Consider the following 26,321-nt stretch of genomic DNA (forward strand, 5'->3'; position numbering starts at 1 on the left):
CAACGGGTCGGCAGGTCGAACTTGGCGATCGGCCCAAACCCGGCGCGTCGGGGCTGCGACCGGTTGCATGCTGGGCTTATGGTCGCGAACGTGAGCGCACCCTTCGATGAGTTGACGTCCGGTCGACGCGCGTGGATTGCCCGGGCCGGCCTGGCCGAGCTCGCGTCCGCCATCGGACGGCCCGGCCGCGTGGCCGTGTCCACCCGGCCCGACCTGCTGGCACGGGTCGACCAGCACGCCGCCGCGATCCGGGAGTCCCTCGGCGGCACACTGCTCGACCCGGTGGCCCTCGCCGGCTACGCGGCGGCGATCCGTGACGCCGCCCGGGATGCGGGCGAGACCCTCGACGACTGGTCCCGCCCGACCTGGGCGATGCTCCGCCTGCTGGCGGTCTGTTCGTTGATCCCGTCGTAGCGGTTCGCTACTTGAGGAACCGCTTGTCGGCGTGCAGGGAGTCCGTCAGCCGGATGGTGATGAACTCGTTGTTGTCCGGCTGGCCGGGGGTACGGCCGCTGGAGAACGGGAAGTTGTTGTCGTTGACCACGCCGAGCGTGCGGTCGTCGAGGATGACGACGTCCTCGATGGTCTGGAACGGGAACGTGAAGGTGCCGTCCGTGCTGCCGAGGTGGCGCGGGTCGGCGATGTTCATCAGGTCGGCGACCAGGGTCTTTTCGAGCGTGCCGTTGTTCTTCTTCTTGGCGAGGTAGATCCGCTTGAACTTCGCGGTCGCGCCCTGCCCGTTGTCCCGCTCGATGATCAGGAAGCGGTCGTCGTCGACGGCGATCGCGTCGCCGATCGCGTTGGCCGGGTCCTCGAGCTGGTAGATCCAGCGCTTGCCCGTGTAGGTCTTCGACGCGATGTCGAACTCGTTGAGCCGCAGGCCACCGGCCGCGTCGCCGGCGACGACGCCCTCCAGCAGCGCGTACAGCTTCCGGCCGTCGGGCGACTGGGCGAGGCCCTCGAAGCCCTTGCTGCTGTTCAGGTTCGGGTTGCCGGCCGGGTTCTCCGGCGCGCGCACGCCATCGAGGGGGATCGGCGCCTGCAGCAGCCGCCCGGCGCGGTCGAAGTGCAGCAGGTACGGGCCGAACTCGTCGCCGATCCAGTACGTGCCGTCCTTGGCCCGCTGGATCGACTCCACGTCGAAGTCGGAGCCGGTCAGCACCCGGTCGGGCCGGGTCAGCGCGAACGGCACGAAGCTGTTCGGGTCGGTGAGGTTGATGCCGCCGACCACGTCCACGGTGTGGTTGCCGTAGTCCGGCGCGACGCGCTGGATGCGCAGCACGAAGTCGGCGCTGTTGGCCTTGTTGCCGTACCCGTTGTCGGAGAGCACCTCGAAGGTGCCGTCGCCGTTGCGGACGATGCCGCTGAAGCCCTGGATCGGCTGGTCGGCGAACGGCGGGGTGATCCCGTTGGACGGCGTGCCGCCCAGCAGCGAGCCGGACGGGTCGCTGGCGGAGACGAACGTGGCCGCCGGGAGCGCGGCGAAACCGGTCAGGGTGGCACGGCCGTACGTGTCGTGTGCGGCGGCACCTGGGGCGGCGAGGGCCAGCGTCAGCACGCCGATACCCGCGCCGACACCGATTCGTCGGAGATTCCTCATGGCCCGCGACGCTAGGAGGCCAGGATGAACCGCCTACGTTTTCCTGGTGATGGCCCCGAGAAGGGTTTGCAGCCTGCCGACGACGGCCGGGGCGTCGGTGATGCTGCCGCCGTCCTGGTAGTACACGAACGACACCCGCACGACCAGCTCGCCGCTGGCGGTCTCGACGTGCGCCTCGCCGCCGGCCACGGACGAGTACGTCGTCGCGTCGATCGACTTGGCGTCCTTCGCCACGTTCTTGTCGTAGGCGACCTGCTGCGCGGCCCCCATCGTCGGCCGGACCAGCACCAGGAACAGGTAGAAGTTGCCGGAGACGCCGTCCACGGAGCACGCCTTGAGCGAGTCGGTGTCGCGCCGCTCCTTGGCGCCCGGCGCCTCACCGAGCGCGGCCTTGAGCTGGTCGTCGGTGGCGAGGCCGCACACGTCGACGGCGTCGTAGAGCCCGCCGTTGCGCTTCGGGTCCGGCGGCTGGGCCGGTCCGGACGGGTTGTCGCCGCAGCCGGCGAGCGCCAGCACGACGCCCGCCGACAGCACGGCTCTGCGTAGGGTCACCCCAGTGTTTGTACAGGGTTTCAGACGCGGCCGAAATCCTGGGTCCAGTACGGGGTCCCGTCGGCCTTGTAGGCGAGCCCGACACCGACCGCGACGCTGCCGCAGTTGAGGATGTTGGCCTTGTGCCCGGGGCTGTTGATCCAGCCGTCGACGACCTCCTTCGGCGTCCGGTAGCCCCAGGCGATGTTCTCCGCCGACGCCCCGGTGGTGTAGCCGGCGGCCGCCTCGCGCTGCACGAATGTGCTGCCGTTGGAGCCGGTGTGGCTGAAGAAGTTGTTCGTCACCATGTCCGTGCTGTGCGCCCGGCCGGCGGCGACGAGCCGGGTGTCGATGCGCAGCGCGCCGCAGCCGTTCGCGGTGCGGTAGCTGTTGGTCAGCGCCACGACCTCGGACTCCAGCGAGCTGCTCTCCACCGGCTTGGTGGTCGGCGTGGCCGGCTTGGTGGCCGGGGTGGTCGCCGGCTTCGTGGCGGGCTTCTTGGCGGTCGTCTTCTTCTTTTTCTTCTTCTTGGACACCGCCGCGGCGACGTCGACACCGGCGACCGCGTCACCGACGGCGGTGACGGCGGTGACGACCTGGGCGGCGGCGGGGGCGGCCGTCGCTGCCGTGGCGGTGAGCGTGAAGCCGAGCGGCACCGCGAGCAGCACGGCGGCGAGGATGGTGGCACGGCGAGGGAACCGGGTCACGATGAGAGAACCTTCCGTCGGTGAGCTTTGACGCAGTTGGTATCGGGTCGCTCACAGCCCTCGTGAGCACCTCAACTACCCCGCAACGGTCGGCAACCGGCCCGCTACCCGTGCGGGTGGGTCCCTAGTGGACCGGCCCGTGAAGTTCCGTCAAAGGTTGGAGGGCGACGGCCCCGGGCATTCATACCGTTGAGCTACACACCTCGTACGCAGGTCTTGTCGAAGGAGCAGCAATGTCCAGACTGGTCAGACCCAGGGACAACCGTTGGATCGCCGGCGTGTGCTCCGGTCTCGCCCGGCGGTTCGGCCTGTCGCCCAACACGATGCGGCTCATCTTCGTGCTCTCGTGTCTGCTGCCGGGGCCGCAGTTCGTGGTCTACATCGTGCTGTGGGTCCTGATGCCCGACGAGTCGAACTCCCACAGTTACAACTGAGGTCGACACGGGTGCGCTCCGGGTTCACCGGTCAACCGGGGGGCCGGCCGGTCGAAGTCGGAGGCATGTTCAAAGACCTCGCCGAAGCCACCCGCCACAGCGCCGCCCGCTCGACCCTGAACGGGTTGATGACCTGGCTCGGCGAGTCCGGCCTGGCGGCCGCAGCCGCGTCCGCCGGCCTCCAGGCCGCCGTCGATCAGCATGCCGCCTCGGTCCGCGACGCCCTCGGCGACCCGGAGCGCGGACCGAACGCCGTCGCCCTGGCCAGCTACGCCACGGGCGTCCGCGACGCGCTGATCGAGGCCCAGTGGCAGCTCCCGCCGACCTCGGAGATCGACTGGTCCAGGGCCGAGTGGCCGACGGTCCGCCTGATCGCCATCTGCTCCCTAGCCCACACCGCCGGCCACCTCTAGCCCCGCGCTATCCGTGATCCGGAAGAGATTGTGTACTCCTGGGTGCACAGAGTCTTCCGGATCATGAGGGACGGCGCGAGCCACCGAGGAAGATTGCGGACACCGCGCCCACCAGGCACACCACCGCCGTGATCAGGAAGATCTCGCGATACTCGGTGCGCAGCGCCGACTGCAGGGCGTCCGCATACGCCGAGAGCAGGCGCTTCTGCTCCTCGGCGGGCTTGCCGAACACCAGCGGGAAGTCCAGCTTCGCGGTCAGCGTGTGGAACCGGTGCAGGCCCCACGCGGTCAGCGCGGCGACGCCGATCAGCATGCCCATCGTCCGCGCCACGACGACGGCGGAGGAGGCCACGCCGTGCTGCGGCGGCGGGGTCGCGCGCAGTGCCGCCGCCGACAGCGGCGCGATGACCAGGCCGAGCCCGAGCCCGGCGAGCGCGAGGTCCGTGTCCAGCCGGGGCAGGAAGCCGAGATAGCGGGCGGCGGGCACCTCCGCGGGCCAGCCGGCGATGAGGACATACGCCAGCGCCGCGAGCAGCAGGCCGCCGGCGGTGACGACGCGCTCGCCGAGCCGGCCGGAGCGCAGCAGCAGCCCGCCGACGACGGCGCCGACCGGCAGCGCGACCAGGAACCGGGTCAACACCAGGGTGGCCTCGACGCCCGACCGGCCCAGCAGGGTCTGCGCGACCAGCTCGACGTCGACCAGTGTCACCATGAGGGCGACGCCGGCGCAGAAGCTCGCGGCGAGGGCGGCGAAGAACGGTCCCTTGGCGGCGCCGGTCAGGTCCAGCAGCCTGGTCTTCGCCCGGCGCTCCCACAGCACGAACAGCACCGTCACCGCGGCGGCGCCGGCGAGGACGGGCCAGCCCCACGAGGGCAGGACGGACCGCTGGGGGTCGGGGTTGTAGAGCGCGACGACGACGGCGCCGAGGACCACCGCGAGCAGCAGCCCGCCGACGAGGTCGGTCCGGCGCGGCGCGGTGGCGGTGGGCGGGCCGCCCGGCACGGCCAGCCAGACGAGCGCGATCGCGACCACCACGAGCGGCAGGTTGAGCCAGAAGATGCCGCGCCAGCTGCCGAGGAGGGAGGCGACCGCGACCCCGTAGAGCGGGCCGAGGACGCTGCCGAGCTCCTGCGCGGCGCCGACGTTGCCGAGGACGAGGTGACGGTCGCGGTCCCGCCACAGGTCGCTGACCAGCGCGACGGTCACCGGGAGCAGCGCGCCACCGGCGATGCCCTGCAGGGTGCGGCCCCCGGTGAGCAGGATGATGTCGCCGGAGGCGGCGGTCAGCGCGGAGCCGGCGCCGAAGCCGAGCAGGCTCGCGACGAGCAGCGCCCGGCGCCCGAAACGGTCCGAGAGCGAGCCGAGCAGCGGCATGCCGGCGACATAGCCGAGCAGGAACCCGGTCACGACCGGGGTGACCCGCTCCAGCCTGGTGTCGGCGATGTGCAGCGAGTCCATGATGTCGGTGAGGACCCCGACGACGACGTAGGCGTCCAGGGCGGCGAGCAGCACCGCGACGCCGCCGACGCCGATGGCGAGCCGGCGCCGCGGGACGCCGCCGGCCGTGGGCGGCGCGGTGGTGGCGGCGCTCGTGGGCTGCGTCGACGTCATCGGCTACTTCGGCGGGGTGATGGTGACCGGAGCGTCGAACTCCTTGAACGTCACGGTGACCGTGCCGCCCTTGGCCTCACCGACGGCAGGCAGGGTCCACGCGGCCTTCAGCAGCTTCTTGCCGTCCTTGGCGATCCAGAACTTCCCGGGCACCGAGCCGGTCACGCCGGGCACCACGTTGCTGAGCGTCTCCGCGGAGTTGCTGGTGGAGACCCGGTAGGCCTCCTGGCCGTCGACGCTCTCCGTGGCCTCGGTCTTGCCGCCGGTGGCGGTCCCGACGACCTTGGCGATGCCCCGGTCGGGGTTGAGGATCGCCGACGGGTCATAGACCGAGGCGGCGAGGGCGAGCGGCAGCTGCTGGTAGTCGCCGGTGGGGCCCTTCAACCACATGGTCTGTCCCACGATGGTGAACGCCAGCTCGACCGTCGCGCCCATCTGCTCGACCTGGGCGGTGCCCTGCGCGTTGCCCTCCTTGGTCAGCACGCCATCGGCGCGCTTGAGGGCGACGCCGGCGATGGTGCCGTCGGCGGTGATGAGGAACTTCGCCGTTTTGATCCCGCCCATCGCGGCGGCGGACTCCTTCAGCAGCCCCTCGGCCGCCGGCAGGTTGGGATCCGCCTTCCCCGCCTCGTCCTCTTTGGACTTGCTGGTGCAGCCGGTCAGGGTGACGAGAAGCAGGGCGGCGGCCGTTACGCCGGTCAGCAGAGCACGGGTGCGGGACATACCCCGCATGCTAGACCGATCGGCGAAACAACTCGCGTGCCGTGACCCTGCGCAACATCGATGTCACCGGCCGGCGAGCAGCTCGGCGACCGCCCGGCCCGAGGCGGCCGTCGCGCCGAAGGTGGCGATGTGCAGGTCGCCGAGCGGAGCGGCGGGGACACCCATCTCGACCACCACGGCGTCCGGGCGCACGGCCAGGGAGGCGCGCAGCGCGTCGGTGATCCAGGGGTACCGGTGCGGGTCCCTGACCACCAGCAGCAACGGCCGGCCGAGGGACGCCTGCAGCGCGTCTGGCAGGCCGTTCTCCGACGACAGCCGCACGCCGGACGTGCCGGGCACCAGCTCGGCGAGCGGCGCCAGGAGACCCCATGGCGTCTCGGGCGCGATCGCGAAGTTGAGCTCCGGCTGGAACTCGATCACGTACGCCGGCCCGGCGAGCGGGAACGCGGCGTCGGGTGCGGTGATGCGCAGCGCCCGGCGGGCCGCCGACAGCCCCAGCGCGGCGGCCTGCGGGTCCGGCGGTGCCGTCGCTCCGGCCCGCGCGGCGGCGGACCAGGCGGCGAGCCGGGCGACCCGCGCGGCGGCGTCGGCGAGCCGCGACTCGGGCAGCTCACCGGAGCGCACGGCGGCCACGATGGCGTCGCGGAGCAGGTTGGCGGTGTCCTCGTCGGCGTGGTCGCCGCCGACGCAGATCGCGTCGGCGCCGGCGGCCAGGGCGAGGACCGTGGCGTGGGCGAAGCCGAAGCGGTCGGAGATGGCCCGCATCTCGATGCCGTCGGTGACGATCAGGCCCTGGAAGCCCAGCTCGTCGCGGAGCAGCCCGGTCATGATCCGCCCGCTGAGGGTGGCCGGCAGGTCCGGGTCGAGGGCGGGGACGCGCAGGTGGGCGCTCATCACGGCCTGCACCCCGGCGGTGATGGCGGCGCGGAACGGCACCAGCTCGGTGGCGTCGAGCTCGGCCCGCCCGGCCTTGATGATCGGGACGTCCAGGTGCGAGTCGACACTGGTGTTGCCGTGTCCGGGGAAGTGCTTGGCGCAGGCGGCGACGCCGGCCTCCTGCAGCCCGGTGATCCACGCGGCGGTGTGCCGGGCGACCCGCTCGGGTTCGGCGCCGAACGCCCGGGACCCGATGACCGGGTTGTTGGGGTCGGAGTTGACGTCGGCGTCGGGCGCGTAGTCGAACGTGATGCCGACCGAGGCCAGATCGCGGCCGATGTGGCAGGCGACCTCGCGGGTCAGGGCGGTGTCGTCGACGGCGCCGAGGGCCAGGTTGCCGGGCCACGGGCTGCCGTTGTGCGCGTCGATGCGGGTGACGTCGCCGGCCTCCTCGTCGATCGCGACGATGACGTCGGGACGCTCGGCGCGCAGCGCCGCGGTCAGCTCGGCCACCTGGTCACGGTCGACGACGTTGCGTGCGAAGAGGACGACGCCGCCGAGCCCCTCGGCCAGGCGGCGGCGGACCCACGGTGGGGGCTCCTTGCCCACGAATCCCGGCTGCAGCACGGCGTTCGCCATGCTCACCAGGTCGTCCCCCGTGCTTGCGTCCATGCGTCAACCACCCTTCGCGCCTGGCGAGAATGGTCACATCACATCTCAGTAATAGTCAAGAAACCTTCCAGTAGTTAACGGCCCTGTCATCGATGCGGACGGATGGTCCAGACGACCGTCATCTCGGTGGTCACCGCGCCGTCGGCCCGCGTGACCTCGATCGCGACGGGAAACTCGGGGCGCTCGCCGGCGGCGAGCTCGGCGATGACATCGCGCACAGGACGGCCAAGCCTGGCGACGGCCCGGACGGGCCCGACGGCGAGTTTGCGGTACGCGATCTCCGACCGCACCGCGAGCGGGGTACCGAGCGCGAGATGCCCGCCGAATGCCGCCATCACCACGGCGCCGGAAGCGGTCTCGGCGAGCGTGAAGATCGCGCCCGCGTGCGGGCCGGCGACGTGATTGTGCAGCCGCTCCTCGTCCGGGAGCGTGGCGGTGGCGCTGATGTCGTCACCGTCCACCCGCACATCGGTGATCTCGATGCCGACGGTGCGGGCGAACGGGACTGCGGCGATGAGGCCGGCGGCAAGCGTTGGGGGGTCAACGGTCATGCCGCCGATGTTACCGGCTGGTAGCTAGCCCTAGAAGAGCTCGCCGATCGTGTGGATGATGTTGACGTAGAAGTTGCCTTCGATCGCCCGGAACACCTCGAACGGCTCGTGCGGCTCACCGACGAACGGTCGCAGCGTCCACGCCAGCTGGGTGCCGACGAACCCGAAGAGCAGGATCCACACGTGCAGCAGCGTCATGCTGGCCGGTCGTTCACCCGCCGGCAGGACGGTCGCCCCGGTCCGCGTCGCAGGCAGCGGCGGCGCCACCGGGAACGCGTAGCGGCCGTCCGGAAGCAGCAGCGGCTGCCTCGGCGGATACGCCGGCAGGGTCTGGACCGGTGCGGCCGTCCCGTTGGGCTGCGGTTGCACCGCAGGCCCGGCCGACACCGACGCGGCCGGGACAGCCGCCTTGCCTTCATCCGTGCCCGCGACGACCTCCGCCGCACCGGCCGGCGCCGGAGACACCGGCGCGTCGGCGGACGGGTTGGCCAGCTCGGCCACCGCGGCGGCCTCGGCCTGCGCCTGCCGCTCCGCAGCGGCCCTGGCCGTGTGGGCGTTCAGCGCGTGCATGCCGCTGGTGAGGAACTTCAGCCCGACGAACGCGGTCATCGTCAGGATCGCCACGTTGAGAATCTTGTAGAACGAGTAGCTGAACGCCGTGAGCAGGAAGAACAGGCTGATCGGCGCGAATGCCAGCGACAGCACCGCGGTGACGGTGATGGTGACCATGACCAGCGCGAGTGCCTGCCGGACCTGCAACCTGGCGCCGAACACCAGGTTGAACAGGTACAGCGTGGGCAGGCAGATCGCGAGCGTCATCAGGAACAGCAGGGGCAGTTTCAGCGCCGACAGCCCGGCCTGGGCCGGGCTGTGCGATGCGCCGAGGACCGCCCCGTAGCAGGCGAGCGCCAGCACTGAGCTGGCGAGCATCTGCAACGTGAGCTTGCCGAGATCGCGCTCCTCCCCGATCTGCCGCCAGATCGAGTCCCGGTCGCGCAGGATCCGCTCGATGATGAGCAGCCCGCTGCCGGGTGGTTGAGCGGTGCTTGTGGTGCCTAGTGCAGCCATCAGAACATTCCCCTATGTCGGAGGGCCAGATCGCCGCAGGCTAGAGCAGCCGTTTACTCAGCGCCACCCCACATCGATGCGCTGTCCCCTTTCGTCGAAAAAGTGCAGTGCTTCCATGCGGACGGCAACGGTCAGTGGGTGACCATGCGTAACCGCAGGGTATGGCGCGAGTCGCACCGCGAGCTCCGCCGGACGGCGGTGGTGGCGACCCGGGTCGCTCAGGACGCTGTCGCGCTGGGGCGCGCGACGGCCGCCGCGGCCGTTGCCGGCACCGACCAGCTCCAGGTCCTCGACATTGCCGCCGCGGCCGGTGAGCTTGCTGACGAACCGCTTCAGCCCACCGCCGTTGATCGGGATGTCGGTCGGCGGCGCGCCGATCTCGTCGACGATCACGGCGGTCGCGCCGATGTCGAGGAACGCGAGCGACTCGTGGCCGTGGTGCTCCAGGTAGCGGATCCTGCCGCGCAGGACGTCGCCGCCGGTGGTGTCGGGCACGGGCGTGAGCGCCTCGGCGCGCACGCCGATGACGATCCGCTCGCCGTGGAAGTGCGCGACCTGGCGGGAGCGCAGATCGTTCCACGGCAGGTGCAGCACCTGGTCGCCCATGTGCAGCGCAATGTGCCGGTCGAGGTGCACGTACACCTCGGCCTCGAGCAGGTTCATCCGAGGGCTGCCGAGGAACGCCGCGACGTAGAGCGTCGCGGGGCGCCCGTAGACCTGGGTCGGGGTGCCGACGTCCTGCAGGACACCCTTGCGCAGGATCGCGACCCGGTCCGCCATGGTCAGCGCCTCGGCCTGGTCGTGCGTGACGTAGATCGTGGTGACGCCGAGCTCGCGGACCAGGCCGGAGATCTCCGCGCGCAGCTCCGCCCGCAGGCCGCTGTCCAGGTTGGACAGCGGCTCGTCCATGAGGAAGAGCTTGGGCCGGCGCACGATGGCACGGCCCATCGCGACCCGCTGGCGCTGGCCACCGGAGAGCTGCCCGGGCTTGCGGGCCAGCACGTCACCGATGCCCAGCGCGCTGGCGACCTCGGCGACCTGCTCGGCCCGCGGCTCCGGCTCGACCCCGGACAGCCGCAGCGGGAAGCCGATGTTCTCCCCGACCGTCATGTGCGGGTAGAGCGCGAAGTCCTGGAAGACCATCGCGACCCCCCGCTCCCGCGGCGGGAGGTCGTTGGCCAGGTCACCGTCGAGCATGATCGCGCCCGACGTGGGGTCCTCAAGACCCGCGACCATGCGCAGCAAGGTCGACTTCCCGCAGCCACTGGGCCCGAGAAGCACCATGAACTCGCCTTGCCCAACGTCGAGGTTCACTCGGTCGACGGCCACCGTGCCGTCGGCGAAAACCTTCATCACATCTTTGAGTGCGACGGTAGCCACCGTCACCTCCGCCCCAGGTCAGCAAAGCAATTCGCGGATAACTCAGTTACCCCGAGTCAAGTACTGTGACGAGGGGCACGCTATTGGTCCATCGGGTAAATGACCAGTGTTCAGCGTGTTACCGCGCAACTACCGTTAGGAAAGCTTGCAGTTCGCCCCGCGCTACGACGCCGGGAAGTTTACGGTCACGGACGTGTATCCGAGTGCCCCGAGGAACTGCTGCAGCATCTTCCTGGTGTTCTCCTCGGCCCGCTTGCTCAAACCGGCCTCCTTGGCCGCCGTGCCGATCTTCTCCTCGGCGAGCTTGTAGACCTCCTGCAGCCGGTTCGGGTCCGACTTGAAGGCGTCCGCGAGCCGGTTGAAGAGCCCGCGATCCTCCTGGTACACGTAGCTGCGGTCGTTGTTGATCCGCACCGGGCGCAGCTGCGGCGCCGGCAGCGTGATCTCCACCGTGCGCCGGTCCTCGGACTCCTTCACCGCGCCCTGACCGATCCCGGCGAAGTCGACGTAGACCTCCACCGACCCGGCGGCGACGAACAGGATCCGCTCGTTGAGCAGGAAGTCCGGGATGTACTTGCGGTCCTTCTGCACGTCGACGATGACCTCGAAGTTGCCCTCGGCCGCCACGTACTGGCTCAGGTCCTGCACCGACTTGAGCAGCGCCGGTCCGCTGCGGTCGGTCTGCTCCTTCGCGAACGGGTTCTTCAGGTCGGGGAACAGCCCGATCGTCTTGGCGCCCAGCACCAGCGCGACGATCAGGCCGATCGTGGCGACGAGCCAGAACAGGCCACGCATCGCGCCGCCGCCGGCCTTGACCGGCACGATCACCGGCGCGTCCCGGTCAGGGCGGTCGCGCGGGTCGATCCGGTCGCCGATCTTCGGCGACCAGCCCTTGCCCGAGGTCGGTGGGGTGTCAGCGGGCCCGGACGTGATCTCGGGGTATTCGGCGGTGTTCGGGTCCGGTTCGCGCCGCTGGGTCGGCTCGTCGTCCGAGTCGTCGGGGGTCACGGTTTCGTCGTTGCGGGCCATGCTGACTCCTCCGGGAGGATCTTCTTGCTCTCACGGTAGAGGGGTCGGTAAAGCGCCGCGAATCGATCTCAGCCGAACGCGGCGAGCCCGGTCAGCTTCTGCCCGATGACCAGCTGATGGATCTCCGAGGTGCCCTCGTATGTGAGCACCGTCTCCAGGTTCGCGGCGTGCCGCATGACCGGGTACTCCGCACTGATGCCGTTGGCGCCGAGGATCGTGCGGCACTGCCGGGCGATGGCGAGGGCCTCCCGGACGTTGTTGAGCTTGCCGACGCTGACCTGCTCCGGCTTCAGGACCCCGGCGTCGGCGCGCCGGCCGAGGTGCACCGCGAGCAGGTAGCCCTTCTGCAGCTCGACCGCGGCGTCGGCGAACTTGGCCTGGGTCAGCTGGAAACCCGCGATCGGCCGGCCGAACTGCTCACGCGCACCCGCGTAGTCCAGCGCGGTGTGCAGGCTGTCGCGGGCGGCGCCGAGCGCGCCCCACACGATGCCGTACCGCGCCTCGGTGAGGCACGACAGCGGCGCCTTCAGCCCCTTCGCGTCCGGCAGCAGCGCGTCCGCCGGCAGCCGGACGCCGTCCAGGACGATCTCGCCGGTGCAGGAGGCACGCAGCGACAGCTTGTGCTTGACCTCGCGGGCCGTCACGCCGGGCGTGTCCATCGGCACGACGAACCCGTTGACGCCCGCCTCGGTGCGGGCCCAGATCACGGCCACGTCGGCGACCGGCGCGTTGGTGATCCACATCTTGGTGCCGTCGAGGATCCAGTCGTCGCCGTCGCGGCGGGCCCGGGTGGCCATCGAGGCCGGGTCGGAGCCGTGGTCGGGCTCGGTCAGGCCGAAGCAGCCGATGTGGTCGCCGGCGGCCATGCCGGGCAGCCAGCGGTCCTTGTGCTCGTCGGAGCCGTACTTCCAGATCGCGAACATCGCCAGGGAGCCCTGGACGCTGACCAGGCTGCGGACGCCGGAGTCGCCGGCCTCCAGCTCCAGGCAGGCGAGCCCGTAGGCGACCGCGCTGGACCCGGCGCACCCGTATCCGGTCAGGTGCATGCCGAGCAGGCCGACCCCCGCGAACTCCTTCGCCAGGTCGCGGACCGGCACCTGGCCCCGCTCATACCAGTCGGCGACGTTCGGACGGACATGGTCGTCGACCATCCTGCGCACGACGGCGCGGATCGCCAGCTCCTCCTCGGAGTGCAGCGCGTCGACATCGAGCAGGTCAAGGGGCCGGGTCGTCGTCACAACTAACACTGTAAGTCAAACGATGCGGGGCTGTGCCGAGGCGGGCACCCGGGCCGCAGCCCGGCCTCCGACCTCGGCACAGCCCCTACGCCTGGTAGACCCTCGCGTGGATCGAGGTGCGTTGCTGCAGCGCCCAGCGCAGGGCGCGGTGCAGTCCGTCCTCCAGGTACAACCGGTTCTCCCACTGCACCACGTGCGGGAACAGGTCGCCGTAGAACGTCGAGTCCTCGGCGAGCAGCTTGTCCAGCGCCAGCTCCCGCTTGGTGGTGATGAGCTGGTCGAGCCGCACCGGGCGCGGTGGGATCTCGGACCACTGTTTCAGCGTCAGCCCATGTTCCGGATAAGGCCGACCGTCGCGGACCGCCTTGAAGATCATGAACGTTTCACCCCCCTGACGCTGCCAGGGTACCGACCCGGTGCGACAGAACCGACGCCGAGCGTTGTCACAAATCGGCGCTTGTGCCCCAGCGTCCTCGGTGGGTGACTGTCTGCGACTCGCGGCGACCCCGTTTGAGTGACGGCGACTTGACGTCCGTGGCCCGGTAGCCGATCGTCATCGCGCCGATCGGCGTGTACTCCGCGGGCACCCCGAACGCCTCCCGGTAGGCCGCGTCGGACGCCGGCGGGATGCCGAAGAAGCAGGCGCCCAGCCCCTCGTCGACCGCGCCGAGCAGCACCAGCAGGCTCGCCATCCCGGTGTCGATGTGCCAGTAGGGCACCGGCCAGCGGGCCTCGTCGCGGTCGGACCAGCCCTTGTCGGGCTCGGCGTACCGGTCCAGGTACGCGTCGCGGTGGCTGTGCGGCACGACGATCACCGGCGCCCGGCTCATGCCCTCCATCCACGAGGTCAGGCCGGAGTCCGGTGGCGTGGTCGCCGCCCAGAACCTCGCCCGCTCCTCGTCGGAGGTCAGGACCAGGAACTCCCAGCCCTGCGAGAAGCCGGCCGACGGCGCGTGCACCGCGTATCCCAGCAGTTTGTCGACCACTGCCGGGTCCACCGGACGCGACGGGTCGTAGTTGCGCACCATCCGCCGCCGGCGGATCGCCTCAGACAGTTCCACGGATCCCCCATACCCCGTGCCAGGACGTTCCCGGCTCCAGGGTCACCACATCACGGCCGGACCGGAACGCGTCGGGGGGGCAGGTCATCGGCTCGATGGCGAGGGCCTTGCGCAGCCGATCGGCAGGCAGCGTGTCGGAGGAGTACACCTGCCACCAGCCGAATGACGAGTCGGCCCAGACCGTGACGCCCCGGCCGTCGGGCGCGGTGATCGTCACCTGCGAGCCGCCGTCGGCGTCGGGCTCCACCTCGCCGAACGCCGTGTCGAGGATGGTGCTGCCGAGCCGCCGGCCCTCCACGAAATCGTATTCGCTGCCCGTCACCCGGGCCGCGCCGATCGGCAGCAGGCGCGCGTCGACGAGCAGCCGGCTGCGGGCCGGGACCTTCAGCGTCAGGTCGTCCACCGCGACGCCCGGGACCAGCACGTACGGGTGGGTGGCCAGGCCGAACGGCGCCGCCTCCGAGCCGACGTTGGTCGCCTCGTGCTCGACGCGCAGGCCGCCCTCGCCGACGGACCAGGTGGTGCGCAGGCGCAGCGGCCACGGGTACCCCGGCTGCGGGACCAGGTCGTGCTCGACGGTCACGCTGTCCGGCGCGGCGTCGACCAGCCGCCAGCGGGTCCAGTTGACCAGGCCGTGGATGGCGTTGTGCCGCTCGGGCTCGGTGAGCGGCAGTTGCAGGTGATCGCCGCCGAACGCGTACTGCCCGTCGCGGATGCGGTTGGGCCACGGGGCGAGGACCTGCCCGGCACAGCCGACGGCGTGCTCCTCCTCGGCGAAGCCGGCGATCACGTCGGTCCCGTTGACGGTATAGCTGCGCACGCCACCGCCGACCTCGACGATGACGGCCTCATGGCCGCCCGAGGTGATCGTCCACTGTGTACCTGAAGGGGCGTGCGAGAGCTGCGCGGCGGCGGCGGTGTCCATGGCCGCGACAATATCCTCAGTCCGACCGGTCGGTGTACCGAAGCAGGGCGGGAAATGTCAGGCCGAGCAGGACGGCCACCACGGCGCAGGCGATCCCGCCGCTGACCCAGGAGAAGGTGGCGCTGGTCGCGTCGGCCACCGACCCGGCCCGAAGGTCACCCAGACGTGGACCTCCGGCCACCACGGCGAAGAACACGCCCTGCAGCCGGCCGCGCATCGCGTCGGGCGCGCTGAGGAGCACCGTCTGCCGGTACACCCCGCTGATCATGTCGGCGGCACCGGCCACCGCCATGAAAGCTACACACGCCCACAGCCACGGCACCGCACCGGCGGCCGCGACCGCCAGGCCCCAGCCGACGACCGCGCCGACGAGCGCGATCCCCTGCCGGTGGACCCGGCCGATCCAGCCGGACGTGAGACCGGCCAGGGTCGACCCGATGGCGATCGACGCGTACAGCCAGCCCAGCGATGCCGCGCCGTAGCGCTGGTCGGCCACGACCGGGAACAGCGCCTTCGGCATGGCGAGGACCATCGCCGCGATGTCGATCGCGAACGTCAGCAGGATCAGCTTCGAGGCGCCGAGAAACCGCAGGCCTTCGCGGATGTCGCGGAGCCCGCCGGTGGTCCTCGCCTCAGCCCCGGTCAGCGAGGCCGGTGGCAGCGACGGCAGCCGCAGCGCCGCCCACAGCACGATCGTGAAGAGGACCGCGTCGATGGCGTACGCGACGGAGAAGTCGGCCGAGGCGATGACCAGACCGGCGCCGACCGGCCCGAAGATCGAGGAGATGCTGGAGGCGGTGAAGCTCAGTGTGTTGGCCGCCGCGACCTCGCCCTCCCCGATCAGCGCCGGGATGATCGCCTGCCGGACCGGGCTGTTGACGCCGAACGCCGCCGACTGGGCCGCGATCAGCGCCAGCATCAGGTAGGGGTCGTCGACGTGCAGCACCGCCTGCGCGAGCAGGCCGAGCGTGGTCAGCCACATCAGCGTCGAGCTGGTGAGCAGCACCTTGCGCCGGTCGAACGCGTCCGCGATCGCGCCGCCCCAGATCGAGAACACGATCAGCGGGACCAGGCCGACGAAGCTGGCGATGCCGACCCACAGCGCCGACCTGGTGATGTCGTACACCTGCACCGGCACGGCGACCGCGGTGAACTGGACGCCGAAGAAGGACACCGCGTTGCCGACGAAGAGCCGCCGGTATGCCACGTGCCGCAGCGGCCGGACATCGATGACGTGTTTGCGCAGCCGCTCCTGCACGCTCAAGGCGCGAGTCTTTCCACGGTGTCGCCGGTGTACCGGAGGCGATCGTGCAGCCGGCTCTCCCGCCCCTGCCAGAACTCGACCTCGTCCGGGCTGACCCGGAACCCGCCCCAGAACGGCGGGGCACCCCGCTCGCCTCGGGCCTCCACCTCCTCGACCAGCACCCGCAGCTCGTCGCGCGACCGGATGACCCGCGACTGCGGGCTCGCCCACGCGCCGACCTGCGCACCGTGCGGCCGGATGGCGAAATACTCCTCGGTCTCCTCGCGGGAGACTTTTTCCACAGCCCCGCAGACGATCACCTGGCGGTGCAGTGGGTACCACGGGAAGACCAGGCTGGCCCGGGGGTTCGCCGCGAGGTCCCGGCCCTTGCGTGACTCGTAGTTGGTGAAGAACGTGAAGCCACGCTGGTCGTATCCCTTGAGCAGTACCGTGCGCGCACTCGGCCGTCCGCTGCCGTCGGCGGTCGCGAGCAGCATCGCGTTGGGCTCGGGCAGTCCCGCCTCGACCGCGTCGGCGAACCAGGTGGCGAACTGCTCCAGCCAGGTCCCGGCAAGGCCCTGCTCGGTCAGCTCCCCGGTGTACTCGTTCCGCATCCGCGATAAATCTTGCGGCGATGTGCTGGGTCTCACGCTCACATCCTTCCTCCGACGATCACAGATGCGTGAAGATGTGTCACGTAGGACACATCTGAGCCCCCGTTCAGTCGGTACTGACACCCCCTCGGGGTGAAGATGTCAAAGGGAACACCGGCGGGTAACAAACCTAGTCAGACACCCCCGAACCAGCAGGAGTGCGAGATGTCCGATTTCAAGCCGGGACTCGAGGGCGTCATCGCCTTCGAATCCGAGATTGCGGAGCCCGACAAGGAAGGCGGCGCGCTGCGCTATCGCGGCGTCGACATCGAGGATCTCATCGGCCAGGTGTCGTTCGGCAACGTTTGGGCACTCCTGGTCGACGGCAAGTTCGGCCCCGGCCTGCCGCCTGCTGAGCCGTTCCCGGTGCCCGTGCACTCCGGCGACATCCGGGTCGACGTGCAGTCCGCGGTAGCCATGCTGGCCCCCTACTGGGGCCTCGGCCAGCTGCTGGACATCGAGACCCCCCAGGCCCGCGAGGACCTCGCCCGGGTCAGCGTCACCGCCCTGTCGTTCGTCGCTCAGGCCGCCCGTGGCCTGGGACTGCCGGCCGTGCCGCAGAAGGAGATCGACAAGGCCGACACGATCGTCGAGCGGTTCATGCGCCGCTGGCGGGGCGACCCCGACCCGCGCCACGTCAAGGCCGTCGACGCCTACTTCATCTCCGCCGCCGAGCACGGCATGAACGCCTCCACGTTCACCACCCGGGTCGTCGCCTCCACCGGCGCCGACGCCGCGGCCTGCATCTCCTCCGGCATCGGCGCGCTGTCCGGCCCGCTGCACGGCGGCGCCCCCTCCCGCGTCCTGGGCATGATCGAGGCCGTGGAGCGCAGCGGCGACGCCGAGGGTTACGTCAAGAGCGTCCTGGACCGCGGCGAGCGCCTCATGGGCTTCGGCCACCGCGTCTACCGTGCCGAGGACCCCCGCGCCCGCGTGCTGCGCCGCACCGCCAAGGAGCTCGGCGCGCCGCGCTTCGAGATCGCCGAGGCCCTGGAGAAGGCGGCCCTCGCCGAGCTGCACGCCCGCCGCCCCGACCGGGTCCTCGCCACCAACGTCGAGTTCTGGTCCGCGGTCGTGCTCGACTTCGCCGAGGTCCCGGCGCACATGTTCACGTCGATGTTCACCTGCGCCCGGGTCGCCGGCTGGAGCGCGCACATCCTCGAGCAGAAGGAGCTGGGCCGCCTGGTCCGGCCGTCCGCCACCTACGTCGGCCCCGCGCCGCGCAAGCCGAGCGACGTCGAAGGCTGGAACAACCTCCTGTGATGCGTATCGCCCTGCGGCGGTAATCGGCCGGGATCGCGGCGGCGGAGGTGGCAGGATTCGCGGAGTACCCGCACCTGCCCGCCCGCCGCCGCAACCCGGAGTACTCACACATGGTCGACATCCGCATTCCCGACGAGCTGAAGCCCGCCGACGGCCGCTTCGGCTCAGGCCCGAGCAAGGTCCGGCCCGAGGCCGTGCAGGCCCTCGCCGGTGTCGCGACCTCCTACCTCGGCACCAGCCACCGGCAGAAGACCGTCCGCGACGAGGTCGCCCGGCTCCGCCGCGGCTTCGCCGAGCTGTTCAGCATCCCCGACGGCTACGAGGTCGTCCTGGGCAACGGCGGCAGCACCGCGTTCTGGGAGATCGCGGTCTTCGGTCTGATCCGTGACCGCGCGCAGTTCGCCAGCTTCGGTGAGTTCGGCGCGAAGTTCGGCAGCGCCGCGAAGAAGGCGCCGTTCATCGGCGACCCCACGATCATCAAGGCCGACCCGGGCACCGCCGCGTTCCTGCGGGCCGAGGACGGCGTCGACACGTACTGCTCGCCGCAGAACGAGACCTCGACCGGCGTTTCCGTGCCGGTCCGGCGGCCTTCCGGTGTTGACGAGGGCGCGCTGGTGCTGACCGACGCCACCTCCGGCGCCGGCGGCCTCGACGTCGACCTCGCGCAGACCGACGTCTACTACTTCGCCCCGCAGAAGTGCTTCGGCTCCGACGGCGGCCTGTGGATCGCGATCATGTCGCCGGCCGCGATCGCCCGCGTCGCGGAGATCAAGGAGTCCGGCCGCTACATCCCCGACTTCTTCGACCTGCAGACGGCGATCGACAACTCGCGCCTCGAGCAGACCTACAACACCCCGGCATTGTCGACGATCTTCCTCACCGCCGAGCAGGTCGACTGGATGAACGCCAACGGCGGCCTGTCCTTCGCGACCAAGCGCAGCGCGGAGTCGGCGGCCATCCTGTACGGCTGGGCCGAGCGCTCGCCCGTCGCGACGCCGTTCGTCACCGACATCACCGTGCGGTCCAACGTCGTGGGCACCATCGATTTCGCCGACTCCGTGGACGCGACGGCCCTGGCCAAGGTGCTACGCGCCAACGGGATCGTGGACACCGACCCGTATCGCAAGCTCGGCCGCAACCAGCTGCGGATCGCGATGTTCCCGACCGTGGACCCGGCCGACGTCGAGGCGCTGACGGCTTCCATCGATTACGTCATCGAGCGTCTTTAGTTTGTATGTACGAATGCCCGCCGCCCGTTTGCTTCGTTTGCTCTGGTGGCGGGCATTCGTGTTGAGTTCCGTCTTTGCTTTCTCCCGGCGCGGCACGCTTCGCTCCAGCTAGGGTTACGCGTACTGTGACCGAGTGGTGCCGGGAAAGTCGGTGCCGATGCGGGTGGGACGGAGGCACGCTATGCGGCCTGTGCGATTCGTCGCCCTCTCCGAGGACGGCCAAGCGTTCGTTCTCGCCGATGAGGTCGGCCGACTGCTCGCGCTCCCGATCGATGACCGGGTGCACAGCGCGCTGCGTCCCGACCAGAGCCACCCGACCACGACGATGGAGACCGCCGCGTCGCAGCTCGCGCCGCGTGACATCCAGGCGCGCATCCGCTCCGGCGAGTCGGCCGAAGAGGTCGCCCGCGTCGCCGGCGTCCCGGTCGACCGGGTCCTGCGCTACGCCGGTCCGGTCCTGCAGGAGCGGGCCATGCTCGCCCAGCACGCCCGTCGCACCCGGCTGAAGACCTCCGACAAGGGCTCGTCCCTCGCCGAGGTCGTCGACGCGCGCCTCGGCCAGCACGGCATCGACACGGAGAAGATCTCGTGGGATGCGTACCGGCGCGAGGACGGCACCTGGCGGATCACCGCGACCTGGCCGAGCGGCAAGGCGACGGCGCAGGCCGTGTGGGAGCTCGACAAGGCCCGCCAGCAGGTCGCCCCGCATGACGACATGGCGCAGTACCTGTGCACCGAGCGGGCACCGCACGTGCTGGGCCAGGAGCCGCCGGCGCCGGACCGCACGCTGCCCACCCGCGGCGAGACCAGCCGCGGCGATCTCGGCATGCGCCCCGACCCGCTGCGCCACGGCAGTGGCGGGCACGACCTGATCCGCCCGTCCAACGTCCAGCCGTCGCCCCCTTCGACGCGGGGGCGTGGGCTGGGCTCCATGAACCCCGACCCGATCCGGGCCGGGCGGGACGCGCTGCTCGCGTCGCTCGACCGGCCGCTGGGTTCGTCGCCCTCCGACGAGCCCGCTCCCGCTCCTGCCCCGGTCGTCCAGGGTGAGAACCGGGCGCGTGGCGCGGCCGCGCTGATCGGCCGCTCGCCGTTCGACGACGACAGCGACCAGAGCAAGGAGATCCCGGCGGTGCCGTCGCTCGCCGTGCTCCGCCCGCGGCGCAACACCCCGTCGGCCGCGTCCGGCGATCAGCCGAGCACCCCCGACAAGCCGCGCAAGCGCCTGCCCAGCTGGGACGACGTGCTCTTCGGCGGGGCACCGTCCGCCGCCCGGGAAACCAGCTGATCTCTGCATTTCCCAGGGGATAGGTTGGTGTACATGGAGTACACCAACCTCGGGCGGACCGGCCTCTCGGTCAGCCGCCTGTGCCTCGGCACCATGAACTTCGGGCCCCAGACCACCGAGCCCGACAGCTTCGCGATCATGGACCGGGCACTGGATCACGGCATCAACTTCTTCGACACCGCCAACGTCTACGGCTGGAAGCTCGGCGAAGGCGTCACCGAGCAGATCATCGGCCGCTGGATCGCCCAGGGCGGCGGCCGGCGCGAGAAGGTCGTCCTGGCCACCAAGGTCTACGGCAAGATGCAGGAGTGGCCCAACGGCCAGGGCCTCTCCGCGCGCCACATCATCGCCGAGGCCGAGGCCTCGCTTCGCCGCCTGCAGACCGACTACATCGACCTGTACCAGATGCACCACATCTCCCGCAGCACGCCGTGGGAGGAGATCTGGCAGGCGATGGAGCTCCTCGTCGCGCAGGGCAAGGTCCTCTACGTCGGCTCGTCGAACTTCGCCGGCTGGCACATCGCGCAGGCCCAGGAGTCGGCGTCCCGGCGACACTTCCTCGGCCTCGTCGCCGAGCAGTGCATCTACAACCTCATGGCGCGCACGGTCGAGCTGGAGGTGCTGCCCGCCGCCCGCCAGTACGGGCTGGGCGTCATCCCCTGGTCACCCCTGCACGGCGGCCTGCTCAGCGGCGCCATCGCGAAGGCCGCCGCGGGCTCCGCTGGCCGGTCCTCCGAGGGCCGCGCCGCGGAAGGCCTGCTCCAGCACCGGACCGCGATCGAGGCGTACGAGAAGCTGGCCGCGTCGCTGGACGCCGACCCGTCCAACCTGGCTCTCGCGTGGCTGCTCGCGCAGGACGGCGTCACCGCGCCGATCATCGGGCCCCGCACGATCGAGCAGCTCGACTCGACCCTCGGCACCTTCGACGTGTCCCTGGACGAGGCGACCTTGCAGCGGCTCGACGAGCTCTTCCCGCCGGTCGGCAACGGCGGCCCCGGCCCGGAGGCCTGGGCCTGGTAGGGGCTGCTGTCAGCCCTGCTTTGCATCTCGGGTCGTGGCCAGCACTTCATAGGTTGGCCGCGGCCCGGGCTCGCTCTTCATCAGCCGCACGTCGTCCACCAGCCATTCCGGACCCTCGTACGCACGGAGCACGTCCAGATCGGCGGCCAGGTCGGCGCCCGGGAGCCGGTCCCCCGGCCGGGCGATCGTCACGTGCGGCTGCAGCGGCCGGTGGTCGAACGGCAGCCTGCGCTTCTTGAGCAGCTTCCGCACCGCGTCCCCGAGCGGCGCAACGTCCCCGTCGACCTTCGCGACCAGCGTGGTGAACTTCCCCCGCCCGAACCTGCCACCACCCCCGATCCGGGCCCTGGGCACGATCTGCGGCAACGCCTCCAGCACCTCGACCGCGTCGTCCCGCCGCTCGTCCTCCACGTCTCCGATGAACGCCAGGGTCATGTGCCGCTGCTCGGCCGGCACGAGCCGCAGCGACCGCCCTTCCGGCATCGGCCTGGCCACGGCGAGCGTGCCGACCATCGCCGCGAAGTGCCGCTCAACCTCGTCCGGCAGGTACGCCGCGATGAACAGCCTCACCGCTGCTCGGTTTTGGTGTCGCGCAACGCCAGCCCGGCGCGCTGCAACTCGCCCTCGACCCTCAACCGCTCAACCTCCAGGTCGACCCCGCTCACCTCGTCAAGGTACTGGTCGATCCCCAACTGCACGCACGCGACCCGCAACGCTTCGTCGTATGCCCGCTGCACCGCGTTGAACCACACCGGCGACCTGGTGGCCACCCCCATCCGCAGCCGGTTCAACCGCCGCAGGTCCCCCGCGAGCTGCTCGATCGGCGGCCCCGCCGGCACCGGCACCGGCGCCGCCGCGACCGTGTGCAGGGCCCGTCCCGCCCAGCTCATGTGCCACCAGCGCCGCACCGGCCCGTCGCGCCACCCCGGCTCGCGCTCCTTGCGCCGGAACAGCTTCCTGAAGGCCCGCCGGAACCCCCGCCCCACCTGCTCGATCATCTCGCCGGCGGAGATGAGCAGCAGGCAGACCAGACACGGCGCCACGGCGATCAGCCCGATGGCGCCGACGACCAGCAGGCCGCGCAGCACGCCCACACCTTGAGGCTAAGCCCGCATGAACAACGATCGCCACCGATAACCCCAACTTCGGCACCGACTCGCAATCAACCCACCCCCGGCGCCCTCCGCTGTGCGAATTCGCCCGGTTCGCGCTTCGTGCGGCTTTCGACTGGACTTTTTTGCTTCGCGCTCCGCCGCTGCCCGCCTCCGAGTCCTCGGTTCTGTGGCCGGCCCGCCCCGGTCGTGATGTGCTGTCGAGGCAGATCGAAGTCGCCTCGTGGCGTCCGGGACGGCCGTTGCGCGCCGTTGATCACGGCGGCTGGTGTGTCCGGCTGCTGGTCGCGGGTTGTCGTGGGTCCTGCCGGTGATCGAAGTCGTGGGATGCTCGGCCGGGCCGGTTCGACCCGGGACTTCGATCTGCTGGCGCCGGGTGCACAACAGGCTGGCCGACATAGGGCAGGGACGCGGGCGCGGCGCTTGCGTCGAGGGACCTGCAGCAGCCCGGCGGATCGCTGAGGCCCCGCAGATCGCTGAGGCCCCGCAGATCGCTGAAGCCCCGCAGATCGCTGAAGCCCACGGGCCGTTAGAGCACCGCAGATCGCTGAACCCCGCGGACCGCTGAACCCGGGTCGAGCCGGTGGCACCCCTCGTCGCCACCGGATCGCCCACTCCCGCATCGCCCGGCTGTCAGCCCGCCAGCCACCACCGCCAACTGCTGCCCACTCTGTCGCCAGGCACCACTGTCGGCCCTGCCGTCCGGTCTTGCCGTCAGCCGCTGCTACCCCGTCCATCGTCAACCCTGAGCACCCATGGTCAGCACTGCCACTGACCCGTCTTCAGCCCTTGCTGAGCACCCGTGGCTGGCCTGACCACCCGGAACCGTCCTCTGCAGCCAGGCCAACACTCCAGCCCAGTCGCCAGGCCCACCGCCCCGGCACCGTCACTACCGAGCAACCGTGGTCGACCCTGGCCGCCCGGGGCGCGTCGTCGATCACGCGCCCCGGTCCCGCCGCCAGCCGTGCCCTGCATTGCGCACCGTCATCAGTCCTGCCGTATGTCGCCACCCCGCCCTCGTCGTCCGTTGCCGAAAGACACCACGACCGCCCCCCTGAATCGGCCGCCCCCGTCGGTCAGCCGACCTCAGCCCACGCCGGTCGCGGTGCACACCGCTACTGCGTCGAGGCGACCAGTAAGTTGCGCAGCTCGGTCAGGGTGGCCTCGTCGCCTTCGGCCTGCACGTCGGACCCGCCAGGGGACTCCCGCGCCCACAGCCACCGCAGCACCCCGGCCGCGTCGCCGCTGACGGTGGCGTCCAAGGGGGTCGAGGCGGCGGTCGCCGGGTTGGCGTCGCTGACGTCGGCGCCGGTCTTCTCGGTGCGGATCAGCCAGCCAGGCCCGTCGTTGACCCCGACGATCACCGTGCGGCCGGCCGCGCCGGCCAGGACGGGCTGGAAGTCCTCCAGCCACGCGTGTGAGCCATACCCCACGAACAGCTTCAGCACCTCGTCGATCCCGTCGACGGCCAGGTCGTCGGGGATGGCGGCGACCGGCGCGTCGAGCGCCAGCTCGGCGTCGAGGCGGTGGATCACGGTCTCCTGCGCCATCCGCCGGATCCAGAAGCCGACCGTCTGGTCGGGCTCGTGCCAGGTGCGCGACGGGTCGGTGGCGTCGTGGGCGGCGAACTCGGCCGCGAGCTCGGCGTAGGCGCGGTCGAGCAGCTCGATCGGCTCCTCGGACTGCAGGCCGGCTGGTGGCCAGGGATCGGGGAATGCGTTGAGCCGCATGCACGCGACCTTGTGCAGGTAGACCTCGGCAACGTGCCTGACCAGGTCCGCAACGGTCCAGCCGGGGCAGCTCGGCACCGCGGCGGTCAGGTCCGACGCGGCGACCTCCCGCAGCCGCGCGTAGTCGGCGGCAAGACATTCCAGCAATCGCGATCGCTCCATGCCCGCGACCTAATCACATGGGTACGACAAAAAATCAGCGAACAGCGGGCCGCACCCGGGGCACGCGCAACTCGAACGCCGGGGTGTCCTTCCGGGCCGGCTCGAACACGTGGAGGTGGGGGCTGGGGCGCAGGTGCACGCTCACCTTCCCGCCGACCTTGCGCAGCTGCATGGCGGCCACCACGAAGGTGGCCAGGACGGACACGAGGCCGCCGATCCAGATGCCGGACCGTGGCCCGTACCGCTCCGCGCACCAGCCGATGATCAGCGAGCCCAGGGGGGTACTGCCGAGGAAGACCAGGACGTACAGCGCCATGACCCGTCCACGGAACTCGGGATCGGTGCCGAGCTGGACGCGCTGGTTCGCCGCCTGCGCGAAGTAGATCATGAAGAAGCCGGTGGGCAGGAGGAGCAGCACCGCCGTGAGGAACGTGGGCGCGAACCCGACGAGCGTCTCGAACCCTCCGAACAGCACGGCGGCGGCGAGCACCGCGTAGGCCGTGGGTCGCGCGCGGCGGCGCGAGCTGGCCAGGGCGCCGGCCAGCGCACCGACGGCGAGCGCGGTGGTGAGCAGGCCGAAATACTGGGCGGAGGCGTTGAACTCGACCTTCGCCAGGACGGCGAGCGTGAGCTGGAAGTTGAAGCCGAACAGCCCGACCACCAGGACCAGGAGGATGGCGAGACTGAGATCGGGTCGGCGCTTGACATAGCGCAGTCCGTCGATGGTACGGGCATCGCTCGCCGCAACCGGCGGCCCCTCGACCCGGAACAGCTCCTCGGTGCGCATGCGGGTCAGCCCCACCAGCGGGGCGAGACACAAGGCCGCCGTGATCATGAAGATCGGGCCGGTGCGGTCGTGCAACAGCGCGATGACCAGCCCGGCGATCGCGGGGCCGACGACCCGCGCGGTGTTGAACGTGGCGGAGGACAGCGACAGCGCGTTGGGCAGCAGCTCCCGGCTGACCAGTTCGGAGACGAACGCCTGCCGCACCGGGGTCTCGATCGCGCTGATCACGCCGAAGAGGGCCGCGGTCACAAAGACCCACCAGAGGTTCACGACCCCGGTGAGGACCAGCGCGCCGAGCAGTCCCGCGACCACGGCGGACGCAGAGTTGGCGATGAGGAGCAGGCGGCGCTTGTCGAACCGGTCGGCGAGCTGACCTCCGTACAACGTGAGCAGCAGCACAGGCGTGAACTGCAGGGCCGTCACGACGCCCAGTGCGGTGGGCGAGTTGTCGGACAGCTGCAGGACGAGCCAGTCCTGCGCGACGACCATCATCCACGTGCCGAGGAGCTTGACCAGTTGCCCGGTCGTGAACAGCCGGTAGTTACGGACCTTCAGCGAACCGAAGACGGTCATGCGTTGCGGCCTATCCGGCCGAGGATCTCGGCCGCCTTTCCGAGCGTCTCGCGCTCCTCCGGGGTGAGCGCGGCGAGCTGCTTGGCCAGCCACTCGTCGCGGGCGCGGCGGTGCTCGAGGATGACGGCGCGGCCCAACTCGGTGGCGGCGAGGATGACCTGCCGGCCGTCGGTCGGATGCGGGGTGCGCTGGACCAGGCCGCGCTCCTCGAGCTTCGCCACGATCTTGGTGAGGGTCGGCGGCTGGACCCGCTCGGCGTCGGCCAGCTCGCGAGGGGTCAGCGCGCCGTTGAGCTCGAGGCTTGTCAATGCCGACAGCTGGGTGATCGTCAGGTCGCCGATCGGCCTGGCCTGACGCAGGCGGCGGTTGAGTCTGGTGATGCTGTCCCGCAGCGCCGCCGCGAGCTGCGCTGCAGTGATCTTCGGGGCACGGACCATCATC

The 26,321-nt window shown here is 70.8% G+C and carries 28 protein-coding genes; 7 read left to right on the forward strand and 21 right to left on the reverse strand.

Annotated features, from left to right (window positions below; all coding sequences use genetic code 11):
- The first annotated feature begins 90 nt into the window (after positions 1-90).
- A complete protein-coding gene (locus ACFPIJ_RS03865; protein ID WP_380113186.1) occupies positions 91-414 on the forward strand; it encodes a DUF6401 family natural product biosynthesis protein in 324 nt (107 codons plus the stop codon).
- Positions 415-421: 7 nt separating this feature from the next.
- On the opposite strand, the gene ACFPIJ_RS03870 is transcribed toward ACFPIJ_RS03865, so the two are convergent.
- Genes ACFPIJ_RS03870 through ACFPIJ_RS03880 form a run of 3 tightly spaced genes read right to left on the reverse strand, consistent with a single transcriptional unit; the run spans position 422 to position 2,838 of the window.
- Positions 422-1,600 carry an esterase-like activity of phytase family protein gene (locus ACFPIJ_RS03870; RefSeq protein WP_380113187.1) on the reverse strand — a complete coding sequence of 393 codons (1,179 nt, stop codon included), beginning with the start codon at positions 1,598-1,600 and terminating at the stop codon, positions 422-424.
- Between the two features lie 33 nt (positions 1,601-1,633).
- On the reverse strand, positions 1,634-2,152 hold the full coding sequence (locus ACFPIJ_RS03875) for a hypothetical protein (RefSeq protein WP_380113188.1): 519 nt from the start codon (positions 2,150-2,152) through the stop codon (positions 1,634-1,636).
- A 20-nt stretch (positions 2,153-2,172) separates the two neighbouring features.
- Entirely contained in the window at positions 2,173-2,838 is a 666-nt protein-coding gene (locus ACFPIJ_RS03880; RefSeq protein ID WP_380113189.1) for a CAP domain-containing protein, read from the reverse strand.
- 233 nt (positions 2,839-3,071) lie between these two features.
- Here ACFPIJ_RS03880 and ACFPIJ_RS03885 point away from each other — a divergent pair, with 233 nt between their 5' ends.
- Positions 3,072-3,272: a PspC domain-containing protein gene (locus ACFPIJ_RS03885; RefSeq protein ID WP_380113190.1), complete on the forward strand. Its 201-nt coding sequence runs from the start codon at positions 3,072-3,074 to the stop codon at positions 3,270-3,272.
- A 65-nt stretch (positions 3,273-3,337) separates the two neighbouring features.
- Positions 3,338-3,685 (forward strand): DUF6401 family natural product biosynthesis protein, encoded by a 348-nt coding sequence (locus ACFPIJ_RS03890; protein WP_380113191.1) that lies wholly within the window; start codon positions 3,338-3,340, stop codon positions 3,683-3,685.
- A gap of 61 nt (positions 3,686-3,746) precedes the next feature.
- Here the strand turns inward: ACFPIJ_RS03890 and ACFPIJ_RS03895 are convergent, their stop codons facing one another.
- From ACFPIJ_RS03895 to pdxH, 13 genes are all read right to left on the reverse strand, one after another.
- A complete protein-coding gene (locus ACFPIJ_RS03895) occupies positions 3,747-5,297 on the reverse strand; it encodes an MFS transporter (RefSeq protein WP_380113192.1) in 1,551 nt (516 codons plus the stop codon).
- Between the two features lie 3 nt (positions 5,298-5,300).
- Positions 5,301-6,020: an LppX_LprAFG lipoprotein gene (locus tag ACFPIJ_RS03900; RefSeq protein ID WP_380113193.1), complete on the reverse strand. Its 720-nt coding sequence runs from the start codon at positions 6,018-6,020 to the stop codon at positions 5,301-5,303.
- Positions 6,021-6,083: 63 nt separating this feature from the next.
- A complete protein-coding gene (locus ACFPIJ_RS03905; protein ID WP_380113194.1) occupies positions 6,084-7,568 on the reverse strand; it encodes a glycoside hydrolase family 3 protein in 1,485 nt (494 codons plus the stop codon).
- 86 nt (positions 7,569-7,654) lie between these two features.
- The gene (locus tag ACFPIJ_RS03910; protein WP_380113195.1) at positions 7,655-8,119 is read right to left on the reverse strand and encodes a DUF4442 domain-containing protein; all 465 of its coding nucleotides are present in this window, start codon (positions 8,117-8,119) and stop codon (positions 7,655-7,657) included.
- A 30-nt stretch (positions 8,120-8,149) separates the two neighbouring features.
- Positions 8,150-9,187, reverse strand: a complete 1,038-nt coding sequence (locus ACFPIJ_RS03915) for a hypothetical protein (RefSeq protein WP_380113196.1) — start codon at positions 9,185-9,187, stop codon at positions 8,150-8,152.
- Positions 9,188-9,244: 57 nt separating this feature from the next.
- A complete protein-coding gene (locus ACFPIJ_RS03920; protein ID WP_380113197.1) occupies positions 9,245-10,567 on the reverse strand; it encodes an ABC transporter ATP-binding protein in 1,323 nt (440 codons plus the stop codon).
- 162 nt (positions 10,568-10,729) lie between these two features.
- Entirely contained in the window at positions 10,730-11,596 is an 867-nt protein-coding gene (locus ACFPIJ_RS03925; RefSeq protein WP_380113198.1) for a DUF4230 domain-containing protein, read from the reverse strand.
- Between the two features lie 68 nt (positions 11,597-11,664).
- Positions 11,665-12,834, reverse strand: coding sequence for an acyl-CoA dehydrogenase family protein (locus ACFPIJ_RS03930; RefSeq protein WP_380113199.1), 1,170 nt, complete (start codon positions 12,832-12,834; stop codon positions 11,665-11,667).
- Positions 12,835-12,919: 85 nt separating this feature from the next.
- Positions 12,920-13,210 (reverse strand): type II toxin-antitoxin system VapB family antitoxin, encoded by a 291-nt coding sequence (locus ACFPIJ_RS03935; RefSeq protein WP_203849149.1) that lies wholly within the window; start codon positions 13,208-13,210, stop codon positions 12,920-12,922.
- Between the two features lie 67 nt (positions 13,211-13,277).
- Positions 13,278-13,895 carry a nitroreductase family protein gene (locus ACFPIJ_RS03940; RefSeq protein WP_380113200.1) on the reverse strand — a complete coding sequence of 206 codons (618 nt, stop codon included), beginning with the start codon at positions 13,893-13,895 and terminating at the stop codon, positions 13,278-13,280.
- Complete coding sequence (locus tag ACFPIJ_RS03945) at positions 13,882-14,820, reverse strand: aldose 1-epimerase family protein (protein WP_380113201.1); 939 nt, start codon at positions 14,818-14,820, stop codon at positions 13,882-13,884. Before ACFPIJ_RS03945 ends, ACFPIJ_RS03940 begins: the two co-directional genes overlap by 14 nt.
- 16 nt (positions 14,821-14,836) lie before the next feature.
- A complete protein-coding gene (locus ACFPIJ_RS03950; protein WP_380113202.1) occupies positions 14,837-16,084 on the reverse strand; it encodes an MFS transporter in 1,248 nt (415 codons plus the stop codon).
- On the reverse strand, positions 16,081-16,677 hold the full coding sequence (pdxH, locus tag ACFPIJ_RS03955; protein ID WP_380113203.1) for a pyridoxamine 5'-phosphate oxidase: 597 nt from the start codon (positions 16,675-16,677) through the stop codon (positions 16,081-16,083). Before pdxH ends, ACFPIJ_RS03950 begins: the two co-directional genes overlap by 4 nt.
- 204 nt (positions 16,678-16,881) lie before the next feature.
- On the opposite strand from pdxH, the gene ACFPIJ_RS03960 reads away from it, so the two are divergent.
- From ACFPIJ_RS03960 to ACFPIJ_RS03975, 4 genes are all read left to right on the forward strand, one after another.
- Positions 16,882-17,979 carry a citrate synthase 2 gene (locus ACFPIJ_RS03960; RefSeq protein ID WP_380113204.1) on the forward strand — a complete coding sequence of 366 codons (1,098 nt, stop codon included), beginning with the start codon at positions 16,882-16,884 and terminating at the stop codon, positions 17,977-17,979.
- 110 nt (positions 17,980-18,089) lie between these two features.
- A complete protein-coding gene (gene serC, locus ACFPIJ_RS03965) occupies positions 18,090-19,208 on the forward strand; it encodes a phosphoserine transaminase (RefSeq protein ID WP_380113302.1) in 1,119 nt (372 codons plus the stop codon).
- Positions 19,209-19,389: 181 nt separating this feature from the next.
- Positions 19,390-20,496, forward strand: a complete 1,107-nt coding sequence (sepH, locus tag ACFPIJ_RS03970) for a septation protein SepH (RefSeq protein ID WP_380113205.1) — start codon at positions 19,390-19,392, stop codon at positions 20,494-20,496.
- Between the two features lie 33 nt (positions 20,497-20,529).
- Entirely contained in the window at positions 20,530-21,516 is a 987-nt protein-coding gene (locus tag ACFPIJ_RS03975; RefSeq protein ID WP_380113207.1) for an aldo/keto reductase, read from the forward strand.
- Positions 21,517-21,525: 9 nt separating this feature from the next.
- On the opposite strand, the gene thpR is transcribed toward ACFPIJ_RS03975, so the two are convergent.
- The 5 genes from thpR to ACFPIJ_RS04000 all read right to left on the reverse strand — a co-directional run bounded on the left by thpR (position 21,526) and on the right by ACFPIJ_RS04000 (position 26,320).
- Positions 21,526-22,086 carry an RNA 2',3'-cyclic phosphodiesterase gene (gene thpR / locus ACFPIJ_RS03980; protein ID WP_380113208.1) on the reverse strand — a complete coding sequence of 187 codons (561 nt, stop codon included), beginning with the start codon at positions 22,084-22,086 and terminating at the stop codon, positions 21,526-21,528.
- The gene (locus ACFPIJ_RS03985; RefSeq protein ID WP_380113209.1) at positions 22,083-22,610 is read right to left on the reverse strand and encodes a hypothetical protein; all 528 of its coding nucleotides are present in this window, start codon (positions 22,608-22,610) and stop codon (positions 22,083-22,085) included. Before ACFPIJ_RS03985 ends, thpR begins: the two co-directional genes overlap by 4 nt.
- Before the next feature lie 1,133 nt (positions 22,611-23,743).
- Positions 23,744-24,520 (reverse strand): maleylpyruvate isomerase family mycothiol-dependent enzyme, encoded by a 777-nt coding sequence (locus ACFPIJ_RS03990; RefSeq protein ID WP_380113210.1) that lies wholly within the window; start codon positions 24,518-24,520, stop codon positions 23,744-23,746.
- A 34-nt stretch (positions 24,521-24,554) separates the two neighbouring features.
- Positions 24,555-25,880 carry an MFS transporter gene (locus ACFPIJ_RS03995; RefSeq protein ID WP_380113211.1) on the reverse strand — a complete coding sequence of 442 codons (1,326 nt, stop codon included), beginning with the start codon at positions 25,878-25,880 and terminating at the stop codon, positions 24,555-24,557.
- Positions 25,877-26,320: a MarR family winged helix-turn-helix transcriptional regulator gene (locus ACFPIJ_RS04000; RefSeq protein ID WP_380113303.1), complete on the reverse strand. Its 444-nt coding sequence runs from the start codon at positions 26,318-26,320 to the stop codon at positions 25,877-25,879. The genes ACFPIJ_RS03995 and ACFPIJ_RS04000 overlap by 4 nt, the downstream gene beginning before the upstream one ends.
- Between the last annotated feature and the right edge of the window lies 1 nt (position 26,321).

Source organism: Dactylosporangium cerinum (genome assembly GCF_042653625.1).
GTDB lineage: Bacteria > Actinomycetota > Actinomycetes > Mycobacteriales > Micromonosporaceae > Dactylosporangium > Dactylosporangium cerinum.

Coding starts and splice junctions, on each gene's coding strand:
- ACFPIJ_RS04000 (WP_380113303.1), bottom strand. CDS start 26,320: ATGATGGTCCGTGCCCCGAAGATCACTGCAGCGCAGCTCGCGGCGGCG.
- ACFPIJ_RS03890 (WP_380113191.1), top strand. CDS start 3,338: ATGTTCAAAGACCTCGCCGAAGCCACCCGCCACAGCGCCGCCCGCTCG.
- serC (WP_380113302.1), top strand. CDS start 18,090: ATGGTCGACATCCGCATTCCCGACGAGCTGAAGCCCGCCGACGGCCGC.
- ACFPIJ_RS03935 (WP_203849149.1), bottom strand. CDS start 13,210: ATGATCTTCAAGGCGGTCCGCGACGGTCGGCCTTATCCGGAACATGGG.
- sepH (WP_380113205.1), top strand. CDS start 19,390: ATGCGGCCTGTGCGATTCGTCGCCCTCTCCGAGGACGGCCAAGCGTTC.
- ACFPIJ_RS03995 (WP_380113211.1), bottom strand. CDS start 25,880: ATGACCGTCTTCGGTTCGCTGAAGGTCCGTAACTACCGGCTGTTCACG.
- ACFPIJ_RS03945 (WP_380113201.1), bottom strand. CDS start 14,820: ATGGACACCGCCGCCGCCGCGCAGCTCTCGCACGCCCCTTCAGGTACA.
- ACFPIJ_RS03975 (WP_380113207.1), top strand. CDS start 20,530: ATGGAGTACACCAACCTCGGGCGGACCGGCCTCTCGGTCAGCCGCCTG.
- ACFPIJ_RS03960 (WP_380113204.1), top strand. CDS start 16,882: ATGTCCGATTTCAAGCCGGGACTCGAGGGCGTCATCGCCTTCGAATCC.
- ACFPIJ_RS03990 (WP_380113210.1), bottom strand. CDS start 24,520: ATGGAGCGATCGCGATTGCTGGAATGTCTTGCCGCCGACTACGCGCGG.
- ACFPIJ_RS03895 (WP_380113192.1), bottom strand. CDS start 5,297: ATGACGTCGACGCAGCCCACGAGCGCCGCCACCACCGCGCCGCCCACG.
- ACFPIJ_RS03910 (WP_380113195.1), bottom strand. CDS start 8,119: ATGACCGTTGACCCCCCAACGCTTGCCGCCGGCCTCATCGCCGCAGTC.
- ACFPIJ_RS03870 (WP_380113187.1), bottom strand. CDS start 1,600: ATGAGGAATCTCCGACGAATCGGTGTCGGCGCGGGTATCGGCGTGCTG.
- ACFPIJ_RS03885 (WP_380113190.1), top strand. CDS start 3,072: ATGTCCAGACTGGTCAGACCCAGGGACAACCGTTGGATCGCCGGCGTG.
- ACFPIJ_RS03900 (WP_380113193.1), bottom strand. CDS start 6,020: ATGTCCCGCACCCGTGCTCTGCTGACCGGCGTAACGGCCGCCGCCCTG.
- ACFPIJ_RS03925 (WP_380113198.1), bottom strand. CDS start 11,596: ATGGCCCGCAACGACGAAACCGTGACCCCCGACGACTCGGACGACGAG.
- ACFPIJ_RS03915 (WP_380113196.1), bottom strand. CDS start 9,187: ATGGCTGCACTAGGCACCACAAGCACCGCTCAACCACCCGGCAGCGGG.
- ACFPIJ_RS03905 (WP_380113194.1), bottom strand. CDS start 7,568: ATGGACGCAAGCACGGGGGACGACCTGGTGAGCATGGCGAACGCCGTG.
- pdxH (WP_380113203.1), bottom strand. CDS start 16,677: ATGCGGAACGAGTACACCGGGGAGCTGACCGAGCAGGGCCTTGCCGGG.